This window comes from Microcoleus sp. w1-18aA5, assembly GCF_036701705.1.
In the GTDB taxonomy this organism is placed as follows: domain Bacteria; phylum Cyanobacteriota; class Cyanobacteriia; order Cyanobacteriales; family Microcoleaceae; genus Microcoleus.
Genome location: NZ_JAUPTE010000082.1, coordinates 1 through 15,932, shown reverse-complemented (window position 1 = coordinate 15,932; position 15,932 = coordinate 1). Strand labels below are relative to the sequence as shown.

General features: G+C 47.0%; 5 protein-coding genes. 4 read left to right on the top strand and 1 reads right to left on the bottom strand.

Going from position 1 to position 15,932, the window contains the following annotated elements:
• Positions 1-18 precede the first annotated feature (18 nt).
• The 4 genes from Q5691_RS22960 (at position 19) to Q5691_RS22945 (ending at position 11,311) form a co-directional block, all read left to right on the top strand.
• Entirely contained in the window at positions 19-7,047 is a 7,029-nt protein-coding gene (locus tag Q5691_RS22960; RefSeq protein WP_333347269.1) for an FG-GAP-like repeat-containing protein, read from the top strand.
• Positions 7,048-7,366: 319 nt separating this feature from the next.
• Positions 7,367-8,728: a cytochrome 450 gene (locus Q5691_RS22955; RefSeq protein ID WP_333347266.1), complete on the top strand. Its 1,362-nt coding sequence runs from the start codon at positions 7,367-7,369 to the stop codon at positions 8,726-8,728.
• A gap of 266 nt (positions 8,729-8,994) precedes the next feature.
• Positions 8,995-9,540 (top strand): hypothetical protein, encoded by a 546-nt coding sequence (locus Q5691_RS22950; RefSeq protein WP_333310224.1) that lies wholly within the window; start codon positions 8,995-8,997, stop codon positions 9,538-9,540.
• 613 nt (positions 9,541-10,153) lie between these two features.
• Complete coding sequence (locus Q5691_RS22945) at positions 10,154-11,311, top strand: M12 family metallopeptidase (protein ID WP_333347263.1); 1,158 nt, start codon at positions 10,154-10,156, stop codon at positions 11,309-11,311.
• 558 nt (positions 11,312-11,869) lie between these two features.
• Here the strand turns inward: Q5691_RS22945 and Q5691_RS22940 are convergent.
• Positions 11,870-15,820, bottom strand: coding sequence for an SdrD B-like domain-containing protein (locus tag Q5691_RS22940; protein WP_333347259.1), 3,951 nt, complete (start codon positions 15,818-15,820; stop codon positions 11,870-11,872).
• Positions 15,821-15,932 lie beyond the last annotated feature (112 nt).

Below are 15,932 nucleotides of genomic sequence, written 5' to 3'. Positions count from 1 at the left end.
CTAATCGATAAATTAATCATGTCTACTTTCAGTTCCGCTAGCAACTTTCCAACCAGCACAAATCCCCAATCCCTGACTGCCGAAAACTTTAATAACGACAATATCCCAGACTTAGCCATCAGCAGCGGAACCGCTGTTTCCCTATTAATAGGGGACAGCCAAGGAGGATTTGGCACTCCCGCCAACGTAAATCAATCCAGTCGTACTCCCATCGTAGCAGGTAATTTTAACACCGATAATTTCCTAGACCTAGCCGTAACTAACTGGTCTGGTGGAGAATTTCCTAGTGGTTCCGTTTACATCTTACCGGGTACTGGTCAAGGTACTTTTGGCAACTCCACTAGCTTTAGCGCCGGGACAAACCCGCCCAGTGCGATCGGCGTAGGCGATTTTAACGCAGACAATTTATCAGACATAGTTGTAGCAGACATTAATGGTGGCGTTTCCATCGGATTACAAAACGCTCAAGGCAACGGTTTTGCTATTGAAGAAAATATATCTCAGGTAGGGACAACTCCAACCGCGATTGCAGCGAGAGACTTTAACAGCGATGGCCGCCTCGATCTTGCCATCACTAGCAGCGGTTCTAACAACGTTTCCATCCTACTGAACACGGGAGGCGCTGGTGCAGACCGATTTTCAATCGCGGTAAATTATGCAGTTGGGACTAATCCAACATCCATTGCCGCAGGAGACTTTAACGGTGACAACATTCTCGATCTCGCCATCACCAACAGCATTTCTAACAACATTTCCATTTTACTTGGAACTGGTCAAGGTGTCTTTGGCAATGCCACCAACTACTCAGCGGGAGGCGATAGTCCGGCATCGATCGCAGTTGCCGACTTAAACGCCGACAGCAAACTCGATATCGCTGTGGCTAACAATCAATCAAACAACGTTTCTATTCTAACTGGAACCGGTCAAGGCACTTTTGGCAACCCCATTAACTACGCAGTCGGGACAAATCCAAAAGCGATCGCCATCAAAGATTTTAACGCCGACAACAAACCCGATCTCGCCACCGCCAATAGCGGTTCTAACGATGTCTCCATCCTGCTGAATACCACCGTTGAGGTCAATTTCGGCGCAGCCACTTACAGCGGCACAGAAGGAACAACAGATACCATCGTTAATGTCCCAGTCACCATCAGCGGCGGCACTCCCTTCAGCGATCTAGTTGTACCAATTGTTATCGACCCCAGCAGTACAGCTACCCAAGATTCAGACTACACTTTTTCACCTGCCACTCTCACATTCAGTGCAGGTACCAACACCCTCACTCAGAATGTTGCTGTCACTGTCAAAGCTGACAATATCCCAGAGAACGCCGAAACAGCGGTGTTCAGCTTTGGTACGATTACTGATGGGATTGCAGGTACAACAAAAGAAACAACACTAACTATTCCGGCCAATGACGCCATAGATTACGCCATTGCTGCCGGTACTGCCAGCCTCGCCGAAGGCAACAGTGGCACTACTCCCGTTACTTTTACCGTGACTCGCAGCGGCGGGATTGATGCTGCCAGCAGTGTAAATTATGCAATTGGAGGAACTGCTACAAACAGCAGCGATTACAACAATATCGGCGGCACTTCTGGGGGAACTAGCATTACTGGTACGGTTAATTTTGCGGCGGGCGAGACATCGAAAACCATTACTTTAGATGTATTGGGCGATGCGATAATTGAACCGGATGAAACTATTACTGTTACTCTGTCAAATCCGGTTGCGCCCGGCCCGACTCCGACTATTACCGCTGCTACCGCTACAACTACGATCGGTAATGATGACACTGCCGGAGTCACCGTCAATCCTGCCAGCGGATTAGTGACGACAGAAGCAGGCGACAGCACTACATTTACCGTTAAACTTAACAGTCAACCCAGTGCTAATGTTAGCATTGATTTGAGCAGTTCCAATCCCGCCGAAGCAACAGTTTCCAGCAACAGTTTAACTTTCACGCCTGCGAACTGGAATCAACCGCAAACGGTAACGGTGACAGGTGTTGACGACAGCGTTGCTGATGGCAGTAAAACTTACAATATTGTCACTGCTGCGGCTGTCAGTACCGACATTAATTACAGCAATCTCAATCCCGATGATGTCAGCGCCAGCAACAGCGATAATGAAACTCCTGGCATTACGATTAATCCTGCCAGCACAAATGCAACGGAAGGCGGTGCAAATGGAAGTTACACTGTTCAGTTAAATAGTCAACCGATCGCACCTGTTACGATTAACTTGGCTACAGGCAGTCAAATTCAACCAATTACCGCACTTACTTTTACAGCGAATAATTGGAATGTCGCTCAAACTGTGGCGGTGGCTGCTGTGGACGACAATGCAGTTGAAGGAAATCATGCAGGTGCGATCGACCATACAGCTACCAGTACCGATACTAACTATAACAGCATCACAATTCCGGCTGTTAGCGTCGCCATTACCGATAACGACTTCCCAGGCGTTTCTATTAACCCCACTGCTGCGAATGCAACGGAAGGCGGTGCAACTGGAAGTTACAGCGTTCAGTTAAATACTCAACCGACAGCACCTGTTACGATTAACTTGGCTACAGGCAGTCAAATTCAACCAATTACCGCACTTACTTTTACCGCTAATAATTGGAATGTCGCTCAAACTGTGGCGGTGGCTGCTGTTGATGACAATGCAGTTGAAGGAAATCATACGGGTGCGATCGACCATACTGCTACCAGTAGCGATGTTAATTATAACAGCATCACAATTTCACCTGTTAGCGTCGCCATTACTGATAACGACAATACGCCGACACCAACCCCAACTCCTGCAACCCCAACCCCAACTCCTGCAACCCCAACCCCAACTCCTGCAACCCCAACCCCAACTCCTGCGATACCGACACCCACTCCTGCGCCAGCGCCAATTCCTGCAACCCCAACCCCAACTCCTGCAACCCCAACCCCAACCCCAACTCCTGCAACCCCAACCCCAACTCCTGCAACCCCAACCCCAATTCCTGCGCCAACGCCAACGCCATCAGCAGATGTCGCCGTTACTAATAGCGATAACAAAACCCTTTGGTGCGGTTTGGAAAAAGGATTAGACAAACTAGAAAACATTGTTAACGACCAACTTAATGATTTCAAACTGCCAATTTTAGGACGACTCAGCGACATTTCTCCGAATTTTATTAGCAATTTCAAAAATAGTCTGGTCAATACGATTAAAAATGCAACAGATTTCACGCCTAGTCAGCTCCAAAATAGCATTCAGGAGGTTGTTGGGTCGGCATTCGATGTTAAAGTCGAGAGCAGTTCAAATCCCAATGACAGTAACTTAGTCATTAAAATTGGCAAAAAATATCAACTAGATGATATTAAGTTTGCTGAAGATTTAGGATTGCCCGCACTCGGATTGAAAGTCAAAAACCCTCCGAAGCTATCGAATCAAGTTGTCGCCTTCTCACCGACTACAAATCTCTCTCGCTTTGCCAATTTATCCAATGATTTAGAAGCATCAAGCCTCAATTCGACTATCAGTAATTCAGCCGCATTAGCACCTGTTATAGATAGTAGTAATGGCTCTCGTTCTAGTGCGATTGTTCCTTCTCAGAGTTTGATTTCGCCAGTTGCTAGTCTTTTCAAGACCCCTGAAAAATCGGGATTTGACTATGAATTATCTATTGGTGTCGGTTACAACAAAGATTTTGGCTGCTACATCGATACGGACAATACCAAATTGAACGCTAACTTTAAGTTAGCACTTCCTGAGAATTTCAAGGTTCAAGCTAATCTCGCTTTTTTACAAGCTGAATTTACCGACGATCCTGAAAACCCAACTCAACTCAATGCCAACTTTGAAGTCAAGTTGAATGACTTAGATAATCTGGGCGGTACTGATGATGGCAATCGTTTAACTTTGTCTGAGTTGGACGGGAGTTATCAGTTAGAAGACTTATTTCAATCTAGCCTAACCAGTAATGCCAATCTCGGCTTGCACGGAAAAACTAGCATTAATGGCAATGCTGCTTTTCCATCTTTTGACTTGGATTTGGCAGTCAATTGGCCGCTGATTAATTATAGAAACGGTCAATTAAATAATTCGCCGTCGTCTCCAAATTCATCGAGTATATCAAATTTCAATTCATCACTGACATCCAATCAGAATTTGTCAGCGGCTTCACGGTTAAATCAATTGCTAGGTTCCTCAAATTCAAACACAAGCGCTACTTCAAATTTATCATCATTGTTGCCATCAAATAATCAGGTAAATATAGGCTCGCCAACCACCAACAATACCTTTGCTGGCTTGCCTAACCCGAAAGTCGAATTTAACAACCTCAAACTCGACTTGGGAACCTTTATTACTAACTTGGCAAAACCAATACTCACCACTGTTTCTGATATTATTGACCCTTTTAGACCCATTATCGATTTCCTAAATACAGACACTAAGTTACTGTCAGAACTTGGCGTTGCTGATTCCTTCGATAACAATGGAGATGGCAAAGTTTCGATTTTGGAACTGGCAACTAAATTATCGACTGGTAATGTTGCTACTGACTTCTTAAATGCAGTTATCAAAATCGACGAGATATCGCAATTGGCAAATAGCCTGTCAAACTCTTCAAAAAATATTGCCATCGATTTAGGTTCCTACAGTTTAGGCAATATTAATGTTGCCAAGCCCAACTCTAGCCTCAAAAACAAAACACCGAGACTGAAAAACTCAGTCTCCGATATTTCTCAACAAATTAATTCTAAAACAGGCGGCAATAAAAAAGATTTTGTCAATAAATTCAAGAGCGTTCCGGGCATAGACTTGCCAATTTTAACCAAGCCAGAAACAGCAATTCAACTTCTTTTAGGAAAACCTGATGTTGTCCTTTTCACCTACGATATGCCTCCACTGGGAATAGATTTCAATTTTAAGAAAGAGTTTCCTATATTTGGGCCGATATCAGGGTTACTTGAAGGCAACTTTAATGCGTCAGCACACCTCGCATTTGGCTACGATACTTACGGATTAAAAGAATGGAAAGACGATGAATTCGATGCGTCATCAGCCTACAAAGTTTTAGATGGTTTTTACGTGAGCGATCGCGCAAACCCAGACGGTACTGGTGCGGATGTTGATGAACTTAAAATCAATGCTGGTATTAAAGCCGGGCTCGGAGTAAATGCAGTAGTGGCCAGCCTTTATGGAACGGCTGGAATACAAGGAAGCATAGGCATTGATTTAGTAGATATTGGAGAAAATAACGGCAAAAGCGATGGTAAAATCCGAGGCTCAGAAATTGGCTCCCGCATTAGTAAACCCTGGGAACTTTTTGATATATCAGGTCAAGTTAATGCTTTTTTAGGGCTGGAGTTTCAAGCTATAGTTCCTTGGGAATTTTGGGAAGGAAAACAAACAGTTTGGAAAAGAAATTTTGCTACATTTGAGTTGGCTAAATTTGGCACTGGGGAAAGTTCAAGACAGAGTGGTAGCGGTGTTAATAGTTACCTAACGGGAGCTAAAGTCTTCTTTGATTCTAACTTTAACGGTATCCAAGATGACAAAGAACCCTTCACAATTTCTAACGTCGATGGCAGTTTTAATTTAGATGTCTCTCTTCCAGAATTTGACAAAAATAACAGCGGCGAAATCGAACCGGATGAAGGCAGACTGGTAGTTACTGACGGTATTAATACCGCTACTTATTTACCCCAGCAAACAGCGCTAACAGCAACACCTGATACTACTGTTGTGACGCCTTTAACTACTCTGATGCAGAAGATGGTTGCACAAGGTATCAGTCCTAATGAAGCAGAGACTAAAGTTAAGGCAGCATTTGGAGTCCCGTCAACAATAGATTTGACTGGCTACGATCCGCTAAAAGCAATTACTCAAAACGATCCGAATGGTTTGGCGGTTTATGCAGCACACATTCAGGTACAAAACGTTGTTGTTCAGACGACAATTTTAATTAGCGGGATTTCAGCGAACTCTAAAATCGATATTGCCGATCGCATTGTTTCCACTATTGCCAATCAAATTCAATCCGGGGCTGTCGATTTAACCAATCCCGCACAGTTACAAAGCATCATTCAGTCTGCTGCAACTCAACTGCAAGCACAAAAAGCGTCCGATCTTGCACCGGAAGTTGCTAAAATTATTGCTGAAGGGAATCAGCGGGTACGGGCGATCGCATCCCGCAACCTCCCACTTTCAGATGCAGCTACTAAAATAGCCAAAGTTCAACAGGTAGAACAAGGTGAAGTCGCTAAAGACTTGCAGCAAGTCGCAGCCGGAAATAAAACAATTCAGGAGGCGATCGCAGAAAATACAGGCACATCCTTAGACGCACAAATTCAATCGGCAAGCGTCAATAACCCCACAATTCGCAAGAATATAGACAGTGACTTCACTGCTGCGGAACCTTTCCCAGACAGCGGCATAGAATTAGTCAACAATTCCCCCAATCAAAAAATCGGTACTGATGGCGACGATACTCTAGGTGGCGACAGCAGCGATGACGTTTTAAGTGGCAAAAAGGGAAATGATTTGATCTTTGGTTTTAACGGCAATGACTGGATTAATGCCAATCAAGGCAATGACTTAATCAATGGCGGTTTTGACAACGATACCCTTTACGGCGGCAAGGGAATTGATACCATTACAGGTAGCGATGGTGACGATATTATCTTTGGCAACCGAGGCGACGATCTGCTAGATGGCAGCACTGGCAATGATACTTTGCGCGGAGGCAAGGGAAATGATACTATTATTGGGGGTGATGGCAACGACTTCCTATTCGGTGAAGATGGAGATGACACTTTGATCGGAGGTGATGGCAACGATAGCTTCTTGCTATCTCCCAATTCCGGTATCGATATTATCTTGAATTTTGAAGACGGAAAAGATTTGCTTTCTCTAGGCAACAATCTTACTTTCTCCCAACTGTCAATTACTCAAGAAAACAATGCAACTTTCATCCGTTTATCAGCAAACGGAGAAATTTTAGCCTCTCTAAATGGGGTGTCGTTCAGTCTAATTAATGTCGCCGATTTTGCTTCAATCTAATAGCAAGTAGTCGCACATAACTACGGTTTATGTGCGACTCTCAGAGATTGGGGCTAATACTTTAGATACAGAAAGTAGATCTACTTACCAGCAATCGTTAAAAATTCCACTCAATCTCCGGGAAAAGGCTAGACTGGAGCGCAGACATATTCAGTAAAACTATATCTATATTGCCACTGTGTTCACAAATAAAGATGGCTATAGTTATACTTACTGATTTTGGCAATTAAGTGGGATTCAATACCCGCTCAATGGCCGCTCAATACCCTCTTGCTGCTAAATGCGAAGCGCGTTATGGCGAAGGATTCTCGGAGGAATTATGATGAACCTAAATTTAGATACTATTTTCTCATCGCTGATGAACCCGGCACTGAACGAGTTTCAGGTTTGGGCTTTGCAAAACCCGGAAGAAAGTCTCAGCAAAACGATGCTACCGCCGATCGCCCTGATTGAGGGTTTGATTGCCAACGAACCCACGTATTTGCCGATAAAACGGCTGGCTTTTGGAGCCAACTTTTGCTGCGCGGGGCAAGTCGTGATGGGAGAGTTTGACACGCTGGAAAAAGCACTCACATCGCCCCAGGCACGCGGATGGCGGCTGGGTACTTCTGTACTCGATCCCGATCGCGCGCCCAACCAAGATGTCGGCGGTAGGAACCTTTTCCTGCTGTCTTTGTCCGATCGCGAACCTGACGGTAGCAGCAACCACGCGGCATTCCGAAGCTGTATGCAGAAGTATCTGTTCAACAGTGCGACAGCGGATCGCCAGCGAGACGAAATCGCCCGACGGTTGCTCGATCGGCTAGCTGTAGATTATGCCCAAATGCCACACGGTGCGGGGGGAGCGTTTTTTACCGATGTCAAGCGCGGTTGGATGGGATTTTTAGTCCGATATCTGCACTACGTCATCTTTGGGATTAATCCAGACGATTCAGAGTCGATCGAACTTCTCACCGAATTGCATTACACCCGCCAAAGCCCGCTGCACTACTTCGCCGTCATCGGCAACCTGCTGCAAAGCCTGAACCTCTTTGGACACGGGGATTTGTCCGCTCTTATCGAGCGTGCAGCGACTATCTATGAAAATTCCCCAGCTTTAGCCGACTTCGAGAAGAGCTCGGAAAATAACGGCATGACTAAGCGGGAATTGGCAAAGCTGATGACATCGATTATGGGCATAGCGGGAATGCAAGGCCCCCTGCACCTGGGCTACACGGCAATGGGATACCGCCCTCTCCCCGCCTATAAAGGACAGCAGACGGCCGAAATTAACCCGACTGATTTTTGGGATCAGCTCGATTTGGACGATCGCCAGTCGATCGAACTGTTCCTCTTGGAATGCGCGCGCCTCTGGGCCCCCGTCAGCGCCACCCACCGAGTCGCGACAGAGCCTTTCACCGCAACGGTAGCGGGCAAAGAGCGCACCTTCCCTGCCGGAACCAAGGTACTGATACCGCTCAGTTTGGGGCTGCTAGACGAGAGTTTCTGGGGCTCTACGGTATACGAATTCAACCCTAAGCGGGAGAATCTGTGCCCTTTTCATATGGGATTTCATTCCGTGGGCGATCGGAGTGCGGGACGGATTTGCCCCGGTAAAGACATCGCACTCAAGATGCTGGTGGATGTCGTGAGTACGGTAGGCAAAGTGCGGCAAAGCTCTGAGCCTAACTTGCAGCGGTAATTAATCCAAAAGCTCGATCGGACAGCGGTTGAAACTGAGATATTATATCATTCTCAAGAACAGGCTTTCCGGCCTGTTCCACAAAGAATTAATTGCTTGTGGGGAGTAGGGGTTGGGCAGGAAAGCCCGCACATAAAAGCCTTATTGAGAATGATGCAAGATGTGAGTTGAAACCGCACGCCACATAAACTATTGAGCGATCGACTAAGAAATCAAGGGGGTATCTAAGAGGAAACCAAAGCACAACTATTTTGGGGGATAATACCATGTTAATCGAACAAAAGCAACTAAAAGACATCGCGAATTGGATGAAAATAGAACATCCAGCGGAGTTACCCGAAATCCTACAAGGTATCTTTTTTATGGACGGGAATGTTTTACCAGACGATTGTCTGACGATGTACAGTTCAGACTGGAATGCTGAGAAACGGACGTTATTGCTGCGCGTTTTTGACCCAGTTATCTGGACATTTCATTCATCAATGGCGGGACGGATGTTAATTTATTTAGTCAAATTTTCTCGCTTCAGCTACTTGTTCCGATTCTCTGATGCAACTTTGCAGCACGGACATATCACGCCGATAGTGTTTGGATGGTCTGTGCCGCCGTGGCTTGTAGATTTTTTGATTGATCGAGATCCGAACACTCCGAATGGAGATATCTGGCATCGCACAAACTCGTTTTTCGGCAGACCTGCTGAGAGCGGATATATACTCCGTAGGGTTGTAGACAAAGATGGCAACTACACATCAGCTTTTCCAGATATGCTGTCTAAAGTTGAGAGTGATTGTTTAATCATTGCCAAAGAGTGAAAATTTTTACAAAAACTACAAAACCCGCTTCGTTAGGCGGGTTTTGTTGATCGAAGCGGCCGGATTTTAACCGAGAACCCCCAGTAACACAGTTTTATTTGCTAGCCTATAAAGGCTATGCAGCAAGCTTTAGCAGGCTGTTGTCAATTCTTCCTATCAATAATTCGGGTAGTGTTGGATTGGCAACTGTAGAATAAGGGTTTCAGGGCGATTGCACAATCGATATCCCAACGGAAAATCAACGGTTTCAGACTAGGATCTAAAAACACTCCTGACTATTGATCGTTGACAGTGTAAAGCTTGAAACTAGAATGGGGAACACGAGTTCTCTGTAAAGTGCGATCGCCATCTCCTCATGGGATATTGAGGGTAGGAAACCTCTCCGTCCAGACTCATCATTATAACAAAAAATCTGGCTTTCACAAGGATTTTATTCAGTTGACACAAGCTCGAAAGCTCGCATTTATCTAGGTCATTGTTGACAGGGTTGCAGTTTATCTTTCCTGAATCTACTGTGCTCTCACTTGATTCAGGTAGATGAACACAAACATTCTCAAAATAGCTGGTTCTTTGGGCTTAAAGTCCCTAGGTATTTACTTTGGAGGAATTTGTCATGACTAAAGTTTCACCAATCGACTCTTATCAACTTGAGCAATTACTAAAACGCCTCGAACAAATTGAAGCTAAGCTTGGAATCAAAGTTGGCTCAGGTGGCGCAGAATCAGGTAAAGAAGCACAACATTTTTGTGCTTTGCCAAAGGTTCATCCACGCACTTTCGATCCCAGCGTGTCGCCGGAGCGTGCTCGTCTAATACGGTTACTCGGGAAGAAGTGGGTTAATGGTACAAAATTACGTTATTACTTTTTTGAGAGTGGTTCCTATTCAGGCGGGAATGAACAGAAGGAGATTGTGCGACAGGGGTTTGATGTGTGGAAGAAGGTAGGGATTGGTATCAAGTTTGAGGAAGTTCGCAACATCAGCGAGGCAGAGATACGAATCGGCTTTTTGGAAGGGGATGGGGCCTGGTCATATGTTGGCCGCGATACAATCGATATTCCTAAACAAGGCGAGCGTACCATGAACTTCGGATGGGATCTTCGGGCTGATCCCCGTGGGGTAGATGTCCCTGTTCACGAGATAGGTCACGCCTTAGGTTTCCCTCACGAGCACCAAAACCCGTTTGCAGGTATCGTATGGGACGAAGAAGCCGTTTATAAATATTTCGGTGCTCCTCCTAACGAGTGGGACCGAGATACAACTTTTTATAATGTGCTCCAAAAGCTTGCAGTAGGAGAAGTGGAGGGGTCAAAGTGGGACCCCAACTCAATCATGCACTACGCTTTTGCAGCGGGACTCATTGAGAAACCTGTGGAGTACCAGAACGGATTAAACCCTGCTGGCGGGCTTTCCGAGCAGGATGTTTTGCAGGTACGATTATTCTATCCCCCGCTTGATGACTCCAGTTATACAGAACTTAAACCCTTCCATTCCCAGATTCTGTCCCTCGCGCCTGCTGAACAGAAGAACTTTGTGATCAAACCCTCTGCTACCCGAACCTATACAATTGGAACCTTCGGAAAAGTAGATACAGTTATGGTTCTTTTCGAGGATCAGAGTGGTGATCTCAAATATGTTGCGGGTGACGACGACAGTGGCACAGACTTGAATGCACAAATCAATGTTCGGCTTTATCAAGGTCGGCGGTATGTGTTGAGAATCCGCTTATACTCTAACTTTTCTGGTGGTGAAGCCTCAGTGATGCTTTGGTGAGGGCTGCCGCAAAATTTTAGAGAGAAAAGCGATTTCTCAAAGTAGTGCATGGCCACCCGTAGGGTATATGGGGCAAGCTATTTTCTATTTTGTCTTTTTTCTCCCAATAGAAAGCGGGTAATTTGCTCATCAAGCAGCAGGTGATGCGCGAGGAAGGCGGGTTTGGGCTGATTGGGGTCTGAAACGAGGTACAGCAGGTTGTGGTGACTTAGGGGGGCACAGAGCCTCCCGTCTCCTGCCTCAACACTCCAATTTCTAGCTTGGGTACAAAAGTGAGATGCTCCCCAGGTAGGACACGGCGCTGTGTAACCGAAAATGATATTACTTCTGGCTCATCAGAGTTTATTTGCCATGATTATACAGCGTATTCTAGGTTCATAAAGTAGTAGGGAAAAGGCAATGCCTTTTCCCTACGGGGATTCATGGATCAGGGGTGTACTTCACAAATAACGTGGAATCTGCTGTAAAATGTTTGGTTTCACCCTTTTTTGATTTGCCAACCGTCTATTAATCCATCGTCCCTACAATATTCTCACCTAATTAATTAGCTCGATCGCACTAAAGGAGTGCAAAATCTGTGGCAGTAATCACGCTTGCAGGCACATTGCTGAGAGTTGCCAAAAGTTGCCCGGAACCAGTAACTCGGATGAGAGTAGAAGTATTCTCCGCAACAATGCTCAGTTGCGAGAAATTTAAACCACCAATTAAGCCGATCGAATCGATGCCGTATTGAAAGTCTAAAATAGTCTCGCTGCCGAGGTCAAGACCCAAGATAAATCGATCGTTCCCGGTACCTCCAATCAGAGTATCATTCCCTTGATCTCCGAACAAGAAATCGTCCCCAGCACTGCCGAGCAAACTATCCTCATCCTTACCGCCGTAAAGAGTATCGTTCCCAGTCTCCCCGTTAACGGTATCCTGACCTTCATTGCCAAACAGCAAATCGTTGCCCAAACCGCCGCATATTTGGTCTTGTCCGCCCGTAGAACCAATGGGGAGGGGGCTACCAATATCCCCGTACACTGTATCTTCCCCCTCGCCGCCACAGATAGTATCACTTCCTTCATCGCCAAATAGCAGGTTGTTGCCCAATTCGCCGACAACTAAGTCATCGCCCTTGCCGGCACGCACTGTATCATTACCATCACCACCTGCGATCGTATCTTGATTTTTCTCCCCGCTGAGGAAGTCATCGCCCGCCAAACCGAACACCAAATCGTTGCCAGTCAAATCCGGGTCGAAAGGGTTAATAGTTCCTCCGTAGATAGTATCGTTACCCTCGTCGCCAATTAAAGTATCGCTTTCTTGGTCGCCGAAAATAATGTCGTCATCTTTGCCGCCGTAAACAACATCCTCGTTCTTGCCCGCAAAGATTAAATCATCTCCAGCAACCCCGTTGAGGTAATCATTACCCTCATTGCCAAACACCAAGTCGCTGTCTATATCTGGGCCAACCGGGAAAGCACTGTTAAGTCCCCCGTAAATATTATCATTGCCCCGCAACCCTGCCAACAAATCATCGCCGTCAAAACCATTTATTTCGTCACCGTTATTAGTGCCGAGAATAGTGTCGTTGCCGTTAGTACCGTTGCGGGTGTTCGTGACAGAATTTGGACCCCGAATACTGCTAATGCTGGGTAAAACAATTTGCGAACAAATGCAGTCAGCATCTTGTCCTTCTTGCGGTGGTAGTGGTGTTGGTGTTGGTGTTGGTGGGACTTGGACGAAGGAATTGCCAAAGTTAATATTGCTAACATTAGTGCCACTGACAGCAATAATATCAGCAGGATTGGCAGTAGTTTGCGTCCAACCAGGTTGATTAACTTCCCGAACTCGATAATTTCCCGGTACTAAATTAGCGAAACTGTAGCCGCCCAAACTATCAGTTGAAGTGTTAACTTCTCCAGCATCTAAAGAGTCATTGCTGTTAGCATCAAGGAAGATTTGCCAGTTCGGCAACAGCGGTTCTTGAGCATCCAAAACCCCATTGTTATTGAGGTCATTAAACTTGCTACCGGAGATGCTAATATTTTGGAAATTGCCAAAATTAATTCCACTACGACTTTCGCCACTACCCAGATTAACTGCCGCCGGATTAGCAGTAGTTTGCGTCCAGCCAGTCTGCTGGACTTCCCGCACATTGTAGGTGCCGGGATTGAGATTGTTGAAACTGTAATTACCAGAATTGTCAGTGGTAACAGTAGTTTCGCCCGAATCTAAAGAGTTGTTCCCGTTAGCATCTAGGAAAATTTGCCATCCCGAAAGACCAGTTTCCTCTGCATCCTGAGTACCGTTGCCGTTGCCGTCGTTAAATTTAAGACCGCTGATGCTGCCTTGTTGCACGGGAGTGGGAGTCGGAGTTGGAGGCGGAGTGGGAGTCGGAGTTGGAGGGGGTGTTGGAGTCGGAGTCGGCGTTGGTGTTGGCGGGACTGGTTGGTTGCCGAAATTGGCAGTGGAAGTTTGACCTGGATCTAACGGAACCGTTCGGGGGTTAGGGGTGGTTGCCGTAAAACCTGTCGGTATCACTTCTCGGACGTTGTAGGTGCCTGTTTGCAGGTTGGGGAAGCTGTAGCTGCCCTCGGTACCGGTAGTAACTTGGGTTTCTCCGGTGTCTGGAGTGCCGTTGTTGTTAGTGTCAAGGAAAATCGTGACGCCAGGGATGCCAATTTCTCCGGTATCTTGAGTGCCGTTACCGTTGGTGTCGTTGAATTTAGTGCCAGTTATGGTGCCGGCCTGGAGGCTATTGCCGAAATTAACTGTAGCAGAAGTAGTTTGACCTGCCACCAGAGTCACTGCAACCGGATTGGGAGTAGTTGGCTGGCTGAATGGCGGCACGACTTCCCGGACATTGTAAGTGCCTGCGGGCAAGTTGGGGAAAGTAAAGCTGCCATTGGCCCCGGTAGTAACGGAAGTTTCGCCCGCACCGAGGATGCCGTCACCGTTTGTGTCAAGGAAAACTGTAACTCCGGCGACACCGAGTTCTCCGGCTGCTTGAGTACCGTTACCGTCAGTGTCGTTAAATTTAATCCCGGTGATGCTGCCCAGTACAGCGGGTATTGCTTGGTTGCCGAAATTGACCGTAGCAGGAGTAGTTTGACCTGCTGCCAGCGTCACTGCAACCGGGTTAAGCGTAGTTGTTTGACTTCCAGGCGGTACAACTTCCCGGACATTGTAAGTGCCTGCGGGCAAGTTGGGGAAAGTAAAGCTGCCATTGGCCCCAGTCGTTGCGGAAGTTTCTCCGGCACCGAGGATGCCGTCACCGTTTGTGTCGAGGAAAACTGTAACTCCGGCGACACCGAGTTCTCCGGCTGCTTGAGTGCCATTGCCGTCAATGTCGTTAAATTTGATGCCGGTGATGGTACTCAGCGGTACTGGTATTGCTTGGTTGCCAAAATTAACGGTAGCAGGAGTAGTTTGACCGGCTGTCAGAATCACTGAAACCGGGTTAGCCGTAGTTGTTTGACTTCCAGGCGGTACAACTTCTCGGACATTGTAAGTGCCTGCGGGCAAGTTGGGGAAAGTAAAGCTGCCATTGGCCCCAGTCGTTGCGGAAGTTTCTCCGGCACCGAGGATGCCGTCACCGTTTGTGTCGAGGAAAACTGTAACTCCGGCGACGCCAAGTTCTCCGGCTGCTTGCGTGCCATTGCCGTCAATGTCGTTAAATTTGATGCCGGTGATGGTACTCAGCGGTACGACAACGGGAACAGGCTGTGCGGAAAATTCCGAAGTGTTGCCAGTGGTGTCTGTTGCTGTCGCGGTGATTAATTGACCTGCGGTGACTGCTGCTGGGAAAGTTTGATTGAAGGCAGCGTTACCGGCGGCGTCAGTAGTTACCGGGATAGAAGCGATGAAGGTTTGGCCTTGGGTGCCAGGGGGAGTGTTGGCGAAAAATTGGAGGGTGAATGTGGTACTTGGAGTGCTGTTGAAAGTACCCGCGACCGTGACGCTGCCAGCACTGGCGGTAGCGGTAGTTAGTACAGGAGTGTTTTGGAGGTTGTTTGCACCGGTGTCGGCGTCGCCCGCATCGTTGGCGGTGATGCCGTTGTTACCGAGGTCGATGCCTAAGCCAAGGTTGGCGAAGATGGAGTTGTTTTGGATGCTGTTGCCGGTACCGGCGATGATATTTACTGCCGAACCGAGGTTGTTGGCGATGGTATTTCCTTGACCTGCTGCCGTACCGCCGATCGCATTATTGATTGCTCCGTCAATCAACACCCCAGTAATATTGGGCACGGGGGAGGTACCGTCGAAGCCGACGCCGATGAAGTTACCGAACAAGGAGTTGCCCGTGGTGCTGGGGCCAGAAAGTGATAGGCCGTTACCGTTGCTGTTGCCGGAAATAATGTTGCGGGCGGCTGGGGTTGTCCCGCCAACAATGTTGTTGTTTGCACCTCCCTGGATGACGACGCCGACACCAGTGTTGGGCAAAGCGGCGTTACCTGAGACGTTGGTGCCTATAAAGTTGCCTGTCAGAGTATTGCCCGTAGTGGTGGGACCCGACAGTCCCACACCGTTACTGTTGCCGGAAATAATGTTGCGGGCTGCTAGGGCGTCGGTTCAGTATTAGGAGTTGACAAAAAAAGGAATTTATGAAATTAGCCAGTGCATGAGTTCGACTCTA